General features: G+C 48.1%; 14 protein-coding genes. 12 read left to right on the forward strand and 2 right to left on the reverse strand.

The features are described from left to right. The first annotated feature begins 177 nt into the window (after positions 1–177). The 11 genes from ACTHPG_RS00995 to ACTHPG_RS01045 all read left to right on the forward strand — a co-directional run bounded on the left by ACTHPG_RS00995 (position 178) and on the right by ACTHPG_RS01045 (position 12116). On the forward strand, positions 178–567 hold the full coding sequence (locus ACTHPG_RS00995) for a GntR family transcriptional regulator (protein ID WP_440387218.1): 390 nt from the start codon (positions 178–180) through the stop codon (positions 565–567). Further along, complete coding sequence (locus tag ACTHPG_RS01000) at positions 560–1462, forward strand: ABC transporter ATP-binding protein (RefSeq protein WP_440387219.1); 903 nt, start codon at positions 560–562, stop codon at positions 1460–1462. The genes ACTHPG_RS00995 and ACTHPG_RS01000 overlap by 8 nt, the downstream gene beginning before the upstream one ends. Further along, on the forward strand, positions 1437–3464 hold the full coding sequence (locus tag ACTHPG_RS01005) for a hypothetical protein (protein ID WP_440387220.1): 2028 nt from the start codon (positions 1437–1439) through the stop codon (positions 3462–3464). The genes ACTHPG_RS01000 and ACTHPG_RS01005 overlap by 26 nt, the downstream gene beginning before the upstream one ends. A gap of 292 nt (positions 3465–3756) precedes the next feature. Next, positions 3757–4872 carry a hypothetical protein gene (locus ACTHPG_RS01010; RefSeq protein ID WP_440387221.1) on the forward strand — a complete coding sequence of 372 codons (1116 nt, stop codon included), beginning with the start codon at positions 3757–3759 and terminating at the stop codon, positions 4870–4872. A gap of 80 nt (positions 4873–4952) precedes the next feature. Next, positions 4953–5978 carry an alpha/beta hydrolase gene (locus ACTHPG_RS01015; RefSeq protein ID WP_440387222.1) on the forward strand — a complete coding sequence of 342 codons (1026 nt, stop codon included), beginning with the start codon at positions 4953–4955 and terminating at the stop codon, positions 5976–5978. A 52-nt stretch (positions 5979–6030) separates the two neighbouring features. Then, positions 6031–6573, forward strand: a complete 543-nt coding sequence (gene nikR / locus ACTHPG_RS01020) for a nickel-responsive transcriptional regulator NikR (protein WP_440387224.1) — start codon at positions 6031–6033, stop codon at positions 6571–6573. A gap of 290 nt (positions 6574–6863) precedes the next feature. Then, positions 6864–8528, forward strand: coding sequence for an ABC transporter substrate-binding protein (locus ACTHPG_RS01025; RefSeq protein ID WP_440387225.1), 1665 nt, complete (start codon positions 6864–6866; stop codon positions 8526–8528). 43 nt (positions 8529–8571) lie between these two features. Then, positions 8572–9567, forward strand: coding sequence for an ABC transporter permease (locus ACTHPG_RS01030; protein WP_440387227.1), 996 nt, complete (start codon positions 8572–8574; stop codon positions 9565–9567). Then, the gene (locus ACTHPG_RS01035; protein ID WP_440387228.1) at positions 9564–10562 is read left to right on the forward strand and encodes an ABC transporter permease; all 999 of its coding nucleotides are present in this window, start codon (positions 9564–9566) and stop codon (positions 10560–10562) included. Before ACTHPG_RS01030 ends, ACTHPG_RS01035 begins: the two co-directional genes overlap by 4 nt. A gap of 2 nt (positions 10563–10564) precedes the next feature. Then, a complete protein-coding gene (locus ACTHPG_RS01040; protein ID WP_440387230.1) occupies positions 10565–11521 on the forward strand; it encodes an ABC transporter ATP-binding protein in 957 nt (318 codons plus the stop codon). Continuing rightward, positions 11511–12116, forward strand: coding sequence for an ABC transporter ATP-binding protein (locus ACTHPG_RS01045; RefSeq protein WP_440387231.1), 606 nt, complete (start codon positions 11511–11513; stop codon positions 12114–12116). The genes ACTHPG_RS01040 and ACTHPG_RS01045 overlap by 11 nt, the downstream gene beginning before the upstream one ends. Before the next feature lie 183 nt (positions 12117–12299). On the opposite strand, the gene ACTHPG_RS01050 is transcribed toward ACTHPG_RS01045, so the two are convergent. Beyond that, positions 12300–13490 carry a MalY/PatB family protein gene (locus ACTHPG_RS01050; RefSeq protein ID WP_440387233.1) on the reverse strand — a complete coding sequence of 397 codons (1191 nt, stop codon included), beginning with the start codon at positions 13488–13490 and terminating at the stop codon, positions 12300–12302. Between the two features lie 409 nt (positions 13491–13899). Between ACTHPG_RS01050 and ACTHPG_RS01055 the strand changes: the two genes are divergently transcribed. Beyond that, complete coding sequence (locus tag ACTHPG_RS01055) at positions 13900–14589, forward strand: stalk domain-containing protein (RefSeq protein WP_440387234.1); 690 nt, start codon at positions 13900–13902, stop codon at positions 14587–14589. A 179-nt stretch (positions 14590–14768) separates the two neighbouring features. Here the strand turns inward: ACTHPG_RS01055 and ACTHPG_RS01060 are convergent, their stop codons facing one another. Further along, positions 14769–16778, reverse strand: coding sequence for a prolyl oligopeptidase family serine peptidase (locus ACTHPG_RS01060; RefSeq protein ID WP_440387235.1), 2010 nt, complete (start codon positions 16776–16778; stop codon positions 14769–14771). Positions 16779–17119 lie beyond the last annotated feature (341 nt).

Consider the following 17119-nt stretch of genomic DNA (forward strand, 5'->3'; position numbering starts at 1 on the left):
ACAACCCGACTCAACTGTATTAATAATAGTAGTACAGTTAATACACCTTGAAGTTGGACACACACATCTTGGCTATTATCTTATTAATCTACACCTCAGATATTTGCACATACACCTCAGATAGAGTCATTCTTCAACCCATATGTAATAAACACATTTTTCGAAAGGAGGTGCGGGATGTTCGAATTAGATGTACGCAGTCGTAAGGCGATCTACGAGCAACTGGTGGACAAAGTCAAAGAGATGATCGTATACGGTATTCTAAAGCCCGACGAGCAGCTTCCTTCCGTTCGTACGTTATCCACGCAGCTGACTGTGAATCCGAATACGATTCAGAAAGCGTATCGCGAGCTTGAACGTGAAGGCTACATTTATTCTTTGCAGGGAAAAGGGAGCTTCGTATCATCATCAGTGGAACATCCGAATGAAGCCATGAGAGATGAGATCAGAGAGTCTCTGGTGAAGTTGATTGCAGAAGCTTCGTATTCCGGTTTGACCAGAGCGGATATGACGCTTTTGTTTGAGGAAGCGATGGCCCGTATAGAGAAGGAGGAGCCTCATGATTGAGCTGAATCAAGTCGTCAAAGCATTTGAACAGGAAAAGGCAGTGGATGGCGTAACGATGCACATACATAAGGGATCAATCTACGGTTTGCTCGGTTCCAACGGGGCAGGCAAGACATCGCTGCTCAAAATGATGGCTGGCATTTATCGTCAGGATAGCGGGACTGTTCGTATCGAAGATGCTGAAATATATGAAAATCTGGATCTCAAAGGCCGCACCATTTTCATGGCAGATTCGCCCTACTTTTTCCCGCAATCTTCAATATCCCAGATGGCTTCATTTTATCGTTCCGTATATCCACGCTGGAATGAGGAACGCTTCAAGCAACTGGCGTCCGTGTTCAAATTGGATGTAAAACGCAAGCTGCATCGCATGTCCAAAGGCATGCGCCGTCAGGCGGCTGTATGGCTGGGACTTAGCTGTATGCCTGAAGTGCTGCTGATGGATGAGCCGATTGACGGCCTCGACCCGGTCATGCGCCAGCAGATCAAAAACTTGCTGTTCCAGGAAGCGGCTGAGCGTCAGGTAACCATTGTCATCTCGTCGCATAACTTGCGTGAGATCGAAGATCTGTGTGACCATGTGGCGATTATGCACAAAGGCCGAATTATTGTAGAGAAGGATCTCGATGATCTGAAGGCCGATACGCATAAAATCCAGGTTGCTTTCCGCCACCCGGACCATGCCAAAGCCATGGAGGAACAGATTGATATTTTGCATGAAGAGAAACGGGGAAGTGTATCCCTGTACATTGTCAAAGGCAACCGACAACAGGTAACGGATCAATTCCGTATACATGATCCGTATCTGCTGGATGTACTGCCTCTGACGCTCGAAGAAATATTTATCTACGAAATGGAGGACGCAGGATATGATATTCAACCGATTGTTCTGTAACCGGGGCATCCTGATCCAAAATTTCAGACAGCATGGATGGATCGGCATTTTGTACCTGATCACATTGTTGCTCTCACTTCCGCTATATATCGCTACCGAGTACAGGGACGTGCCACAACAGATTACAAGTCTGTTTCAGGCTAATGGTGAAGTGCAGATTCTGTTCGCCATTACACTGCCTGTAGCGGCTGGCATCTTTCTTTTTCGATATATTCAGTCTGGTGCACCTTCTGATCTGTATCATAGTTTGCCTTTACGTCGTAAACATCTGTTAACGGTTAATCTGTTGACTGGATATGCCATGATCCTTCTTCCAATCTGGATTACAACTGCAATTACCGGCTGGGTATGGGCAGTATTGGATCAACCTGCTTTTCTGTTCGATGGCAGTACGATCTGGATGTGGGGCTTGAGCATGAGTATCTACTCGTTGTTTATGTTCATGCTAACTGTTGCAGTCGGAATGTGTATCGGTCAATCTGTATTGCAGGGGCTCACTGTGTACGCACTCCTCTTGTTACCTGTTGTCGTGTGGTTCATTATGTCACTTCATCTTCAACATTATTTGCTTGGATATCCGTACGATGAATTGGGTCGTAATGCGGAAGAAATGTCACTTGTTCTTCGTATGGCTTCAATCAGTAATTCTCCTATCACGAATGGAGAACTTTTAATCTATTCGGTATTGGCAATCCTGTTTATTCCTCTAACTTATATGCTCTATGCAAGAAGACAGGTTGAATCTGCTACGCAAGCAGTTACATTCACTCTTGTGAAGCCTATATTCCGATTTGGTTTAATGTTTACGCTGGTTCTGATTGGCGGAGCATACTTCACGATTATTGCTCCAAGGGGATCAGCCGGATGGGGAATCTTCGGATATGTTCTTGGTGGCATTGTTGGTTATATCGTTGCCGAGATGATTATTCGCAAAACATGGCTGATCTGGAGCAGCAGGTTGCTACCCAAGCTGATTCTATATGGTATCATCGCTGGTCTGGTACTGTACGTACCTATTGCCGACTGGAATGGATACGCTGCCCGAGTGCCTGAACTGAACAAGGTTGCAAGCATCAAGCTTGGCGGGGATCGTTACATCTATAGCAACGGTGTCAATCAGAAGATGGATGACGGTCACCTCTATTCCAATGATCCGGAATATATGGGGGCAGTTATCGCTCTTCATCAAAAAATCGTGGATTCCGATCTACCTTTACTGAATGATCCAATCAATTCAGGTATGCGTAACGATGAGTATGTATTTATTAATTACAAGCTGGCTAACGGCAAGGTGATGCAACGTAAATACTATATTCCAGAAGCCGAATTCCATCAGGAATTAATGGCTCTGAAACAGTCCCAGGATTACAAAAGAGTTGCCTTCGAAACGTATAAACTGGAAGAAGAAGCACTAAGTTTTGGCATTCGTTCTTCCACTAGTTCATACCGAAAGGTGTACATCAGCAATCCGGAGCAAGTCCGTGAGTTCAAGGAGCTCTTAAGACAGGACATTTTGGATCAGACCTATGAAGAACAGCGCTCTCCGTGGCAGTCGTTCGCCTACGCGGAGATGAACCAGGATTCGTCTTCGAAAGATCCATATCAACCGAAGGAGATGTGGAATTTTGAGATCAAGCCCAGCTATGATCGGGTATTGGCTTGGCTGAAGGAGAACAACTTATACGATCAGTTGCTTGTCCAGGCAGACGAGATTGTCTCCGCACAGTTTGCGAAGCAGGAGATCAACAGTCCGGGTTCGCTTCAGTGGGCGACTCCGCAGCCCGAATACATCGATGGGAGTCTGAGCATCAAGAAGCAGGTCGCAACCCAAAATAAAGATATCATTAGCGATCTGCTCAAACGTCAACGGTCTGGTTATCTAACAGAGAAAGATACCATCTACCAGATCAAGTTGAATGTATCTCGTGGAGAGAACATCTACATGATGCTGAAAGAAGAAGACTTAACCAAGGAAATGAAAGCTATACTGGTCAATCAATAAGCTGAGTTGTGTAAGTTGTTAACCATAAGCGGGAAGGGTTCTCCCGTTGATTGAAGGGTTAATATTAGACCAGGAAAACCAGACAAGACTTGACCAGATACAGCGAATGGAATATATTAGAAAAAGGGAAGGTTCGAGTGACTCGGTAATCAATCGAATCTGATATGGAACGGCTTATGTGGGAAGCACCCGTAAGAGCAGGCAAATGCCTGACTTGCGGGTGCTTTTTTGTCGTTCACTGATTTCGTTGGCTATTCTGCTACATATTTTAGAAGAAAGGGTGTAGAGATGCATGCAAACAGAAGCGTGGAAGGAAACGATAAAAGATCAGGAGGCCATGTTAGTCATGGTAGGCGATTGGTCCCTATTGGAACGATTAAGCTCACATCACTTCGTAGAACATCACGGTTTATTGGAAGAAAAGAAGGGTCGACAGCATATCGAAGATACAGTTTTAGAAGATTTATCTCCAATGGAGATGAGTGAAAACCCTTGTCTTTCTCTAACGGAAGGTAGCCATAATGACATGATGAATCACAGTAAAGTCCAACGCTCTCAATGGCCTTCGTTCACTCATCTTATTTTCGGATCACGCCTACTTATAGGGCTTGTGATTTGGTTCAGCGCAGGCCTGATCTATTTTGCTTCTTCAGTCGAGGCGGCGGGCATAGATCTTGGTGTAACCGCGCAGAAAGCCTGGGATTCCGTTTTGAGCAAAGCTGATACACAGACTCGTTTAACCTTGAAGCAAGCGTATGAGAAAGTAGAGAAATGGAAGACACAAGAGCAGGCTTGGGAACAAAAAACAAAGACACTTCATGCCGCCAATACCGCGGAATTGGAGCGATTACGTGTAGAAATAAGACAAACCGATGACGCGAAGATCGCGGCTCTAACTGAAAAGGTAAAGCAAACCCAAGCCCGATATGAACCGTTATTCGCCCTGTACAGTTCAGTCAATCGACAGTTGGATGCTGCCAAAGCGATCAAAAATAAGGAATGGAGTGCAGCAATCCGTACGCAGGCAGAGACGTTGAAACCCGTTGTGCAGCTTGCCAGAGAAGATATCCGGATCAAAAAAAAGCAACTTGCCGAAGCACGTAAACGGAAGAACGCTGAAATAAAACGTTTACGAGCTATGCTAACAGGGGCCGACACCGCGAAGAAACAGATTCAAACGGTGAAAAAACAGGCAAGCCTGGCGAAAGAACGATATTCGGGCGCATTGCAACACTTCAAACAGAGTGCAAAGCAAGACCAAACATCACGTGTACTCAGCTCATTGAACACGCTTGCTGCTGCAGCGGAGAAGTGGGCAGGATCGAAACAACATATCCACACATTGGAGCAAAAAGTATCCACTACATACGTGAAAGTCAGACAGGAACTCGACAAGAGTTCCAAATAAGAGGAAACCCGGTCCTCTCCGCAACGTACACCACTTTAGATGTAAAGGCGCTTCGATGATGATGGAACGAGGTGAAGCTGTTGCAGTCCAAGTTGGAAACGAAACGTGAGAGGACAAAAGGGTTTAAACGTAAAAGGTATTGGATTCCTATCGTACTACTAATCCTGATTACCGGTTCTGTTGGAATTGGCGCTCAATTTACACCAAAAATAACGGTGTTTTTATTAAAGTCATTCATTGAGATTGCTAATCAAGATACGAACAGCAAGGAACGTATGATCTCCGAAGGAATAACTCGTGTTGTGGATTTACCCTATGCAGACGAAGGGCGTAATGACAGTACGCTGGATATCTATTATCCTTCCGCGACATCGCAACCTTTGCCTGTGGTGGTGTGGGTTCATGGTGGTGGATGGGTCTTGGGGGACAAGGAGGACATCGCAGATTATGCCGTACAATTAGCCAAACAGGGTTATGTTGTGGTCAGTATGAATTATGCGCTTGCACCAGATACGACATATCCCACTCCCGTGATCCAGACGAATCAGGCTTTGACCTACGTGAAGAACCATGTCAGTGAGTATCGGGGTGACCCGGAAAACATATTTCTGGCGGGCAATTCGGCAGGTGCCCAGATTGCAAGTCAGACCGCGGCAGTGGTGACGAATGCATCCCTCGCCAAGCTCATGAATATAACATCATCCGTTCAGTCGGAAGAGTTACGTGGAGTTCTTCTATTCTGTGGTCCTTACAATCTGAGTACAGTAGCGGAAACAGGATTTCCACTTATACGTACATTTCTCTGGTCATATACCGGAATCAAAACATTCGAAGACTACCCAAGACTGAATGAAATGTCGACCGTGCTTCAGGTTACTGCGGAGTACCCGCCTGCATTTATTACCTCAGGCAATGATGACCCGCTGACAAGTCAATCGGTTGAGCTGGCACAAGTCTTGAAGCGACTTGATGTTGATACGGAAACATTATTTTTCTCTAACTCATCAGAGAAGCTGGGACATGATTATCAATTTGATCTGAAGAGTGAAGCTGGTCAACAGGCGATACATTCGGCAGTACGATTTATGCAACAGTATAGTCGATGAGCAGACAAGTCTGTGGTACACTCGAAGCAAATGAGGGCGCAGGAGGAGAAGCATGGCAGACAAAGAAGATTTGACGCGGTTCGGGGTGGCGTTTCCAACACCTCTAATTGAGCAGTTTGACCAGTATATTGAGGAACAGGGATACAAAAACCGATCTGAGGCTTTCCGTGATCTTGTTCGCAAAACGTTACTGCAACCCTCTGCACTGCAATCCGATCAGGATGTGGCTGGCACCATTGTGATGGTCTATGATCACCATATCAGTGATCTTCCCATTCGCTTGATGGAGCTCCAGCATGAGGCGCATCATGACATCATCTCCAATATGCATGTACACCTGAACCATGACCAATGCCTGGAGGTTATTGCAGTACGGGGAAACCTGGGACGATTGCGTCATCTGCATCAACAAATCCAGGTGCAAAAAGGGGTACTGTATGCGGAGCTGTCTGTGACTTATGTGGATGAACTCAACAAACTGGCTCATGCTCATAATCATGGTCAGGACCCTGATCCGGATCAAAGTGTGGCGCATCATCACAGTGACAGTGCCAGAACGCATGTTCACAATCATCCTCATCGCTCTGCAGATTAAGATCAATAAGAGTGAGATTTTTAGAAAAATAGCGAATGGAATTAAAACAGACTCTTGGCTAGATGCCAGCGGTCTGTTTTTTTTTGTTGTTTGTAATAATACCTGACTTTGTGAAAGCAATTTAGAGGCTCGATTATGGAGTTTACCCTCAATTTTATCTCCAATATGAAAATATTTGGATTTTGGAGTTAACTTTATTGACATAAGTTTTGTGTTTTGTGCTACAATTTCCGTAAAAAGTAACACGAAATGAATCCGTTTTGAACAATTATAGAGGGGGAACGACCAGAATGGACAGATTTTCATGGAGATGGGGAAAACGATTAACAGTTAGAACAGGATTAGGCATGCTGCTTATATGTTCCATTGGGTTATCCGGTTGTACACAGGGCGTAGCGCCGACAGCATCATCAGCAGCAGAGAATGGACAACCGGGGACTCTCCCCACCAAAGACGAATTGGTGCTGGCTGTGGGCACCGAGCCGGAAGGTGGATTTGATCCGACAACCGGATGGGGGCAGTATGGTTCGCCGCTTTTCCAGAGCACCTTGCTGAAGAGGGATGCGAAGTTGCAACTGGTTAACGATTTGGCAACTACATATTCGGTTAGTGAAGATGGACTGACATGGACGGTTACGCTTCGAGATGATGTGAAGTTCTCGGATGGGGAACCTTTGACGTCTGAGGATGTTAAATTTACGTTTGAAACAGCTGCCCGGAGTGGGTCCGTGATTGATCTGACCAACATGGCTGATGTGCAGGCACAAGGCGATAGCACGGTCGTATTTACATTGAAGTCGCCGCAGTCCACATTCATCAGTCTGCTGACGACACTTGGTATTGTACCTGAACACGCCTATGGCGCTGATTATGCAGAGCATCCGGTTGGATCAGGCCCGTACAAGCTGGTTCAGTGGGACAAAGGACAACAGGCCATCGTTGAAGCCAATGAAGAGTATTACGGTAACAAGTCTGCATTCCACAAACTCACCTTCCTCTATCTGGATGAAGATGCGGCTTATGCTGCTGCACAGGCAGGTACGGTGGATATCGCTGCGATCCCGGCAGCGTTTAGTAAACAACAGGTGAATGGCATGACATTGGAGGCCGTGAAAACCGTGGATAACCGGGGGATCATGTTCCCGATGCAGCCAGCTGGCGCCAAGTCTGGCGATGGGCTTCCTGCAGGCAATGATGTGACATCCGATCTGGCGATTCGCCAAGCGGTGAACGCTGTGATTGATCGTAAGGCTTTGGTGGAGGGCGTACTGGAAGGGTACGGTCGTCCAGCGTATTCCGTCAGTGATGATCTGCCTTGGAGCAATGCAGAAGCTGTATTTACGGATGCCAATCTCGAAGAAGCGAAGCGCATTCTGGCGTCTGGTGGCTGGGTGGATGCAGATGGTGATGGTATCGTCGAGAAAAACGGCGTGAAGGCCGAGTTCAATCTGCTTTATTTTGCAGGTGATTTAACAAGACAATCTCTGGCGTTAGCTACTGCGGATATGGTTGCCCAGGCGGGAATTAAAATCAATGTTGAAGGCAAAAGCCGTGAAGAGACGAAAAAGATGGCTTACTCCAACGCTGTATTATTTGGTTGGGGCAGTCATGATCCACTGGAAACCTATAACCTCTATAGCAGTACCCACAAGGGAGAAGGATATTACAATGTAGGACTGTACAGTAATCCTGTCGTGGATTCATGGATGGACAAGGCCCTTCAGGCAACGAGCGAGGAAGATGCATTGCCCTTCTGGCAGAAAGCGGAATGGGATGGAACAACAGGTTTCAGTTATCAGGGGGACGCACCTTGGGCGTGGCTCGTAAATATAGATCATCTGTATCTGGTTACGAACGGACTAAACATTGGCGAGCAGCAGATTCACCCCCATGGTCACGGCTGGCCGGTGACATCCAATCTGGAGGAATGGTCCTGGGATAACAGCGCGAAGTAAAGAGGCATATCGGTAGCTTTAGCCTGAATTGGGGAGAGATTGGATGACGGGCAGGAATGGATGGGCCAGATTTGTTGGTTTTAAAGTGTTGCGACTCGTATCTCTATTAATTGGAGTCAGCGTGTTGTCTTTTGTATTAATGCAATTCTCCCCTGTGGACCCGATTGAAGCTTACATTGGTGGAGACATGATCAGGGTAAGTGCTGAACAGCGCAGTTTAATCGAAGAACGATGGGGGTTGAATGAATCCCCCTTGGAACGATTGCTGACCTGGGGACAAGCACTGATTCAGGGAGATTTGGGAACATCGATGATCTACAGGCAGCCTGTAGCGGATATTATCCAGGAACGGTTCATGAATTCTGTCGCCCTTATGGCTGTGGCCTGGATGCTATCGGGTATCATTGGATTCACTCTTGGTGTAGTTGCTGCCATGAGAAGGGACTCGAAGCTGGATCGTCTGATCTGCTGGTATTGTTACACGCTGGCCTCCACGCCGGTATTCTGGATTGCGCTGTTGCTGCTGATGGTATTTGGGGTGTGGCTCGGATGGCTTCCAGTTGGCCTTGGGGTACCCGCAGGGATGTCGGCTGATCAGGTGACCTGGGGAGATCGGGCTATTCATATGATTCTGCCAGCGTTAACTCTCAGCCTGACCGGGGTAGCTTCCATTGCTTTGCATACCCAGCAGAAGCTCATGGATGTGCTGGAGTCAGATTATATTCTGTTTGCAAGAGCTCGGGGTGAGCGTGGATTTCAGCTGTTCCGTCGACATGGGTTCAGACATGTTGTTTTGCCAGCGATCACGCTACAGTTTGCTTCGTTCAGTGAACTGTTCGGTGGGGCTGTGCTGGCGGAGCAGGTATTTTCATACCCCGGCCTCGGTCAGGCAACGGTTCAGGCCGGGTTACGCGGTGATGTTCCACTGCTGCTCGGACTTGTGATGTGCAGTGCAATTTTTGTTTTTACAGGTAATATGGTGGCTGACATTCTGTATCGCTTGATCGATCCGCGGATGAAGGAGGAGTTAATGTCATGAAACAGACGATCGAACGCTCCTCCGAGCAGACGGATGAAGCAACTGATGTACAGAAAGTAAACATGGCGAATCAAGAGGTACCGTACAACACTACTCCGGAGTTGTTGCACGCGGGGGCTGCACGAGAAACAAGCCAACCTAGAAAAGGATATGCGCGTGCCAGAGACCGACATTCCCGCAATCCTCGCCAAAGGGCGGTGATCTGGGGAAGCCTTGCAGTGATCTGGATTATCCTCGTGTGGTCGACGGGCAGGCTGCTACCCGCTGGTTCCACCCTTACCTCATTAATGGATCGGAATCTGGCTCCAACCTGGGCACATCCATTTGGCACGGACTGGCTCGGCAGAGATATGTTCATGCGTACGTTAAAAGGACTGGCAACCAGTATTCAAGTGGGATTGCTTGCTGCATGTGGTGGCGGATTGATCGCACTACTGCTGGGTTTGGGAGCAGCTTCTAGCCGAGTTGCTGACCGGGTCATCTCCTGGATCATCGACCTGTTCCTGAGTGTGCCTCATCTGGTATCGCTGGTTATGCTGGCCTTTGTCTTCGGCGGAGGTTTGGCAGGAGTGGCGGCAGCCATCGCGCTGACGCATTGGCCGAATCTGGCCCGGATTGTGCGAGCGGAGATGATTCAACTGAAATCCGCAGAATATATTCAGATCTCACACAAGTTGGGTCAATCGCGATTACGGATTGCAGTGCAGCATATGCTGCCACATCTGATCCCACAATTGTTCGTGGGTGTACTGCTAATATTCCCCCATGCGATTCTGCATGAGGCAGCCATAACGTTTCTGGGGCTGGGGTTGTCGCCGCAACAACCGGCCATTGGCATTATTTTGTCAGAGTCGATGAGATATTTATCTGCTGGCATGTGGTGGCTCGCCTTTTTCCCGGGATTGGCATTGTTGCTGGTTGTTCGTGCATTTGATGTATTGGGCAGCAGTCTGAAGACGTTGACGGGTACAGGTAGTTCAAGGGAGGTGAGGTAAACATGGCTCTGCTTGATATTGAGGAAGTGTCAGTGTCATTTCGGCGCGCTCGTGGCTGGTTTGGACACGAACAGTCGTATGTCATTCAGAATCTGGATCTTTCCATAAACGAGGGCGAGATTGTGGCCGTTGTAGGCGCAAGTGGATCGGGTAAAAGTGTGCTGGCGCAGGCCATCATGGGCATTCTGCCTGCCAATGCCAGGTTGGAAGGCAGCATTAGCTACAATAGCGAGCCTTTGACCCCGGAGCGGCAGCATCAATTGCGTGGAGACGAACTGATGCTGATCCCACAATCCATCAGTTATTTGGACCCGCTGATGAAGGTGGGGAGCCAAGTTCAGCCGGTAAGCCGGGATGTGGGACGGAAGCGCAGATTCATGAATCGATCTCAGATAAAAAAGACGGAGCAGGAGCTGATGGAGCGATATCATCTCCCACGGGGAACTGGCGGGAAATACCCGTTTGAGTTGTCCGGAGGCATGGCAAGGCGGGTGTTGATGGCGACTGCGACCTCTGGCCAGCCCAAGCTGATCATTGCCGATGAGCCAACACCGGGCATTCATCCCGAAGTGCTGGCCGAGACGATGAAGCAATTTCGCGAACTTGCAGATCAAGGCGCAGGCATTCTGTGGATTACCCATGATGTCACGACTGCCCTGACGGCAGCCGATCGTATCGCTGTTTTTTATGCGGGTGCCAATGTGGAGACAGCGCAGGTGGACGATTTTGCGGGAATTGGAGAACGTCTGCGCCACCCGTATACGAAAGCCCTCTGGAATGCGTTACCCCAGAATGGATTTCTGCCACTCCCAGGTTCCCAGCCGTTGGCAGGTCAAGAGATCACGACAGGATGTTCGTTTGCTCCCCGATGTAGCGCAGCAACCGCAGCATGTACCCGCGAACGTCCTCAGCTGCGCGAGATACGAGGCGGAGAAGTGAGGTGTTTCCATGTCACTTGAAGCGCAGGAGGTAAGTTACCGTTATGATCAGACATCGTGGGTGTTCCAGCAGATGAATATGCAGGTACAACAAGGCGAAGTTGTTGGCTTGTGGGGACCGAGTGGCTGTGGGAAAACAAGTCTTGGGCGCATCCTTGCAGGATATGCGGAACCCGTGGCAGGACAAGTACTTCTGGAGGGTGAACCACTCCCTCGTACAGGCGTATGTCCGGTTCAGCTGGTGTTCCAGCACCCGGAAAAAGCTGTGAATCCACGCTGGCGGATGCGTCGTGTACTTCAGGAGGCGGCTGTGCAAGATGAGCAGTTGCTCGAAGCATTGGGTATTCAGCAGACCTGGCTGGACCGCAGACCAGGTGAATTATCCGGTGGAGAACTGCAACGATTCTGTGTGGCGCGAGCACTTGGTACGTCGACACGCTATGTGATCGCAGATGAAATGACAACGATGCTGGATGCGATCACGCAGGCACAGATCTGGCATACCGTGATGGAAGTGGCCCGCCAGCGTGATCTGGGATTACTGATTATAAGCCATGATCGGGATTTGCTGAACAGATTGTGTGACAGAATTACACCGATGCCGATGTCACTGTGATTTTATTTATATTTTTATGAAAAATGAAATGGATCGAATACAAAAAAAAGGGTGCCCCTTGTGCAGTCATTGACCATGTGAGTCATGGACTTGACGGGGGCACCCTTTTTCATTTTGACAGGTATTCGTTATTTAAGGAACATACACATTCCATTCGCAACGTAGATTAATGTGACTGAAGGCTTATTTGTCCGACGCCTTGCTTAGTAACACAGATAATCTGCGCATCGCCTCTTCCACCGTGGAACGTGGACAGGCTACATTAATACGCATGAACCCTGTACCCTCGGTTCCAAAGGAGCTCCCGTCATTGAAGGCAAGTCCTGCTTCATGAAGCAGCATATTGCATAGTTGTGCATGTGGAATATTTAACTCCCGGAAATCCATCCATAACAGATAGGTTGCTTCGGGCAGATGCATTTTGATCTTTGGCATATGTTCCGCCACATATTGCTGTACATACGCCATATTTCCGCGGATATATGCAAGGCACTCCTCCAGCCATTCCTCTGCATCATTGTACGCAGCTTCGGTTGCAACAGCCCCCAGTGTACTGATACCGGCAAGTCCCATCGTTTTGACACCTTGCGCGAATGATTCCCGCAATTTTTCATTAGGGATGATGATGTTGGATGTGCAAAGGCCGGGAATATTGAACGTTTTGCTTGGAGCCGTACAGATGATACTCAGATCGGAGACAGCGTCCGAGATCAGGGTCAGCGGTGTATGAGCTCCGCGCTGGTGAACAAGATCGGCATGAATTTCATCGGATACCATCAGTACGTTATATTGAACACACAACGACGTAAGCTTTTCAAGCTCCTCGCGAGTCCATACACGTCCAACCGGATTATGAGGACTGCACAGAATCAGCATTTTGACCCGACCGGTCTGCAAGCTGGATTCCAGTTGTTCCAGATCCATCGTGTAATGACCATTATTCTCTGCCAACGGATTGGTGATCAGTTCACGGCCTTGACCACGTACCACATCATAGAAGGGAGCATACACCGGAGTCTGAATGACCACTGCATCTCCCGGATCCGTAAATCGTTGTACAGCAATGCTGAGTGCGGGCACTATACCTGGCGTGAACACGATCCAGTCATCGTTAATTTTCCAGTTGTGGCGGCGTTCCATCCATCGTGCAACGGCTGCATGATAGGCTTCGGTACGCACCGTATACCCAAATATGCCGTGTTCCATTCGTGTTTGCAAAGCCTCAATGACGGATGGTGGAGCAGCAAAATCCATATCGGCTACCCACATCGGCAGCGCATCTGCAACACCGAAGATCTCTTCAAGTGCATCCCATTTCTCTGATCCAGTAGAGATCCGGTTAATAGACTGATCAAATGTACTGTTATTGTTCATCGTAAAAATCCCCCTTGTATTCCGTTCCCTCGACCATAATCGACAAATAATTATCTACTATAACGGTTCATTTCGCAACCCTTGAACGTGCAAGCAGAGCTTCATAGGTATGGTCCGGAATTCAGGACTTTATTCATATAAGAACAACTTAACGACTCAGAGAACAGCAGGCATATGACAAAGACTATTTTTATACGCCCTTGGTCCTGTTTTGTTCATATTTGGTTTACAACCTCTTGTTAGATGCTATTATATTGCTAACATTTGGTGGAACAACGGGCTGTTATCCGAATAAGCTCGTACCCATACATGATGAGCATAACGACAGGAGTCTTTTGTGTGAATCGAGCGATTGTCTTGAATCGTATGATGCATAAGGCTGACATTTGAACCCAGGAGGCGTTTAGAGATGAAAAGCAAAAAGTGGTTGATTACTGCGAGTGTGTTCGGCATGGTGTTGACCGGATCGGCAGGCGTATATGCAGGTACACAACTGGAGACGATCAAAGCTTATTTGAACCATGGACTCGCCATTGAAGTGAACGGACAGAAATTCACACCGACAGGTGACCAGGGCAAAAAGCTTGCGCCAATTACATATCAGGGCAGTACATATCTTCCCGTTCGTTCGATTGCAGATGCATTGAAGACCGAAGTGAAATATGATTCCCAAAACAATAAAGTGAGCATCGGCTCCTCAAGCTCCTCCGGTGGGTCCACATCCACAGGCAACAGCGGATCACCATCAACCTCAACAGGGACTAACACACAGGCTGCAGGCGTGAAGTCCAAGTATCTGCCAGCAGATTTCCCGTTACCGAAGGATGCGAAGGCGACAAGTCTCGTTGAGAACATCATGGATGGCAACAAAAAAGTTGTCCTCACGTACACAACAAAAGAAACGTTGTTAACCGTTGGAACATCCTATAAAGACTACTATCAGACCAAAAACTTGACTCAAAATACTCAGGATATAGAGGCAGACGGCTTCAGCATCGTGGGTCGTGAAGATGGTAAATATGCCGTAACGATCACGGGTTCTGTATCTGCGACCAACAAGGACCTGAATGAAGTTACCGTAGTGTGGGGTGAAGAGTAAGCGACGAGTACAACCACACGTCCTTATACTAACGTGCTTGAGTCATTCAAAGTATAATGATCCGTATTCTTCTATTATTCAAAAGTTAACGCCAAAAGCCGCCCGTTGAAATCGTAACAGATTTCAACGGGCGGCTTTTATGGTTGAACACATCTGGTTCCATGCAAAATCGCAGTTACTTACAGGTACTCGTTAAACCAACCGGCAATATGCTCCAGACGGCGTACCCTTAAGTGGGGATGGCCTCCGCGAGACAATTCATGGTTGGCCCCTGGGAAACGAACGAGACGAGTGGTCTGCTTGCGGCGTTTCAACGCAATGTATAATTGCTCCGCCTGTTCAATGGGACACCGCAGATCCTGTTCGCCATGCAAAATGAGCAGCGGAGTACTCACATTGCCGACATAAGCGAGCGGGGAATGTTTCCACAGTTTTTCCGTGTCATCCCACGCGTTACCCCCGATCTGATCTTCCGTGAAGAAATAGCCAATGTCACTGACACCGTAGAAAGATAACCAGTTGGAGATGGAACGTTGGGTCACAGCAGCTTTGAAGCGATCGGTGTGCCCAACAATCCAGTTGGTCATAAAGCCACCATAACTGCCACCGGTTACGCCCAGTCTGGATTCATCAATAAATTCATACTGGGAAAGGGCATAATCCACGCTTTCCATGAGATCGCGATAGTCGCCGCCGCCGTAATCGCCACGACAGGCATCTACAAACTGTTGCCCGTATCCAAGCCCTCCGCGTGGATTGATGTACACAACAGCATAGCCTTGTGCGGCTAGAATCTGGAACTCGTGCATGAATGTAAAGCCATACATCATGTGCGGCCCGCCATGAATCTCCAGAATAGTCGGGATTTTGACCCCGTCAACCATGCCGCGAGGTTTCATAATCCACCCCTGCAGCCGCAGGCCATCCGAGGCGTTGAACCAGAAGGTCTCGGGTGCACTAAGATGGATCTCATCCTCAAGCTGTGGATTGCAGTGGGTAAGCTGAATTGGTTCTACACCGGAATCTTCCGGTTGTTCATACATATAGAGGTCACCAGGACTGCGCGTATTGGCAACAGCGGCCACGATCTGTCCATTTTCCAATTCGGCAAATTGATAAATCTCCTGTTCATCAGGCAATATATACTCCGCAACGCTACCGTCTATTGCGAATTTGGCGATGCGTACACTACCATGAATGGTCGCCAGACAGAGGATGGATGAACCATCCCGACTGAACACAGGCCCCGTGGTTGTCAGATGTGACCGCATGTCACCAACAATGCTGTGATTCAACTGTACATCCCAATCCGTGCTCAGACATACGGGTTCGCCACCTGATACAGGGAGGGTATATAGCTTCACAAGTGTGGCATTTCCATAAGAACGGTCACTGGCGAGCAGGGCCAGGGATTGTCCATCCGGTGCAAATGTCAGTCGGCTAAACGTATATCCGTCCGGGGTTAACCGCTGTACATCTGATCCGTCTGCCTTGGCAAGGTACACATGATTGGTCAGGGTATAATCGTTATGATCCTCGCCTTCTTCAGGCATTTGCGTGATCCATGTGATGAATGATCCGTCCGGTGACCACGCGTAGTCTCCAACGTCATAATGACCTGTAGTTACAGGGATAGCTTCTGCGTCGATCGGCGCGATGGTGAAGAGATGGGAACGTCTTCCGTCCCATAATCCGCCTGCATCAGATTTCATGCGAATTCGGTCCACGACATGTTCTTGCGGCAGTTTAGGCTCATCGTCTTTGGAATCTGTATGTTTTAATTCGTTATCTCCGCTCATATCCACGGATGATTTCACAAGTAGGGTATCGCCATCGGGTGACCAGAGAAAGGAACTGACGCCATGTTTCAAGTGACTGATTTGCTTTGCTTCTCCGCCATCTGTTGCAATGATCCACACTTGGGATTGACCATCAGTCTCTCGTATAAAAGCGAGTTGAGACCCATCTGGCGACCAGGCCGGGGAATGATCCTTCACTCCAGAAGTAAAGGGCCTGTCCTTTTGACTCCCCAGATGCAGCAGTCTCAGGTGAGAACAATAACCGTCACGTGCTTCATTCGTTTTCCGACTTACATATACCATTTGTCCGCCTTGAGGAGACGGAGTCGGATCGTTAACCCATGTAATCTCATAAAGATCTTCCGATGTGATGCCGCGCTGACTCATCATTGCTTGTCCTCCCGCCATGAATTTGGAATCGGTTAATTTCCTAACCTTTCCATTTATATTAACGGAAAGCAAGGGACAGGACAATATGACCACGGATGGGAGGGGACAGAAATAACCTGAAAAAGCGGAGCGTTCGCCTAAAAGCTTTCTGAAAGAAAGCTGCATCGGAAGCATAGGTTATTCCCGGCTTTTCCCTTTCATAGAAAGGATAAAACAAATCTGGGGATAACAGTGAACGGAAGGTTGTTCTGTTATCGGAGTGGCTCGTGTGAATATTCTTTATTCAATTCATATAGGTGTGTTAAAAGGAATTGCTCGAGGGATGACGAATCCTAATGTGG

The organism is Paenibacillus sp. SAF-068 (genome assembly GCF_051967555.1).
Lineage (GTDB): Bacteria > Bacillota > Bacilli > Paenibacillales > Paenibacillaceae > Paenibacillus.

Excerpts from the sequence above, each read along its gene's own strand:
- ACTHPG_RS00995 (WP_440387218.1), top strand. The coding sequence starts at position 178 with ATGTTCGAATTAGATGTACGCAGTCGTAAGGCGATCTACGAGCAACTG.
- ACTHPG_RS01000 (WP_440387219.1), top strand. The coding sequence starts at position 560 with ATGATTGAGCTGAATCAAGTCGTCAAAGCATTTGAACAGGAAAAGGCA.
- ACTHPG_RS01005 (WP_440387220.1), top strand. The coding sequence starts at position 1,437 with ATGATATTCAACCGATTGTTCTGTAACCGGGGCATCCTGATCCAAAAT.
- ACTHPG_RS01010 (WP_440387221.1), top strand. The coding sequence starts at position 3,757 with ATGCAAACAGAAGCGTGGAAGGAAACGATAAAAGATCAGGAGGCCATG.
- nikR (WP_440387224.1), top strand. The coding sequence starts at position 6,031 with ATGGCAGACAAAGAAGATTTGACGCGGTTCGGGGTGGCGTTTCCAACA.
- ACTHPG_RS01025 (WP_440387225.1), top strand. The coding sequence starts at position 6,864 with ATGGACAGATTTTCATGGAGATGGGGAAAACGATTAACAGTTAGAACA.
- ACTHPG_RS01030 (WP_440387227.1), top strand. The coding sequence starts at position 8,572 with ATGACGGGCAGGAATGGATGGGCCAGATTTGTTGGTTTTAAAGTGTTG.
- ACTHPG_RS01035 (WP_440387228.1), top strand. The coding sequence starts at position 9,564 with ATGAAACAGACGATCGAACGCTCCTCCGAGCAGACGGATGAAGCAACT.
- ACTHPG_RS01040 (WP_440387230.1), top strand. The coding sequence starts at position 10,565 with ATGGCTCTGCTTGATATTGAGGAAGTGTCAGTGTCATTTCGGCGCGCT.
- ACTHPG_RS01045 (WP_440387231.1), top strand. The coding sequence starts at position 11,511 with ATGTCACTTGAAGCGCAGGAGGTAAGTTACCGTTATGATCAGACATCG.
- ACTHPG_RS01050 (WP_440387233.1), bottom strand. The coding sequence starts at position 13,490 with ATGAACAATAACAGTACATTTGATCAGTCTATTAACCGGATCTCTACT.
- ACTHPG_RS01055 (WP_440387234.1), top strand. The coding sequence starts at position 13,900 with ATGAAAAGCAAAAAGTGGTTGATTACTGCGAGTGTGTTCGGCATGGTG.
- ACTHPG_RS01060 (WP_440387235.1), bottom strand. The coding sequence starts at position 16,778 with ATGATGAGTCAGCGCGGCATCACATCGGAAGATCTTTATGAGATTACA.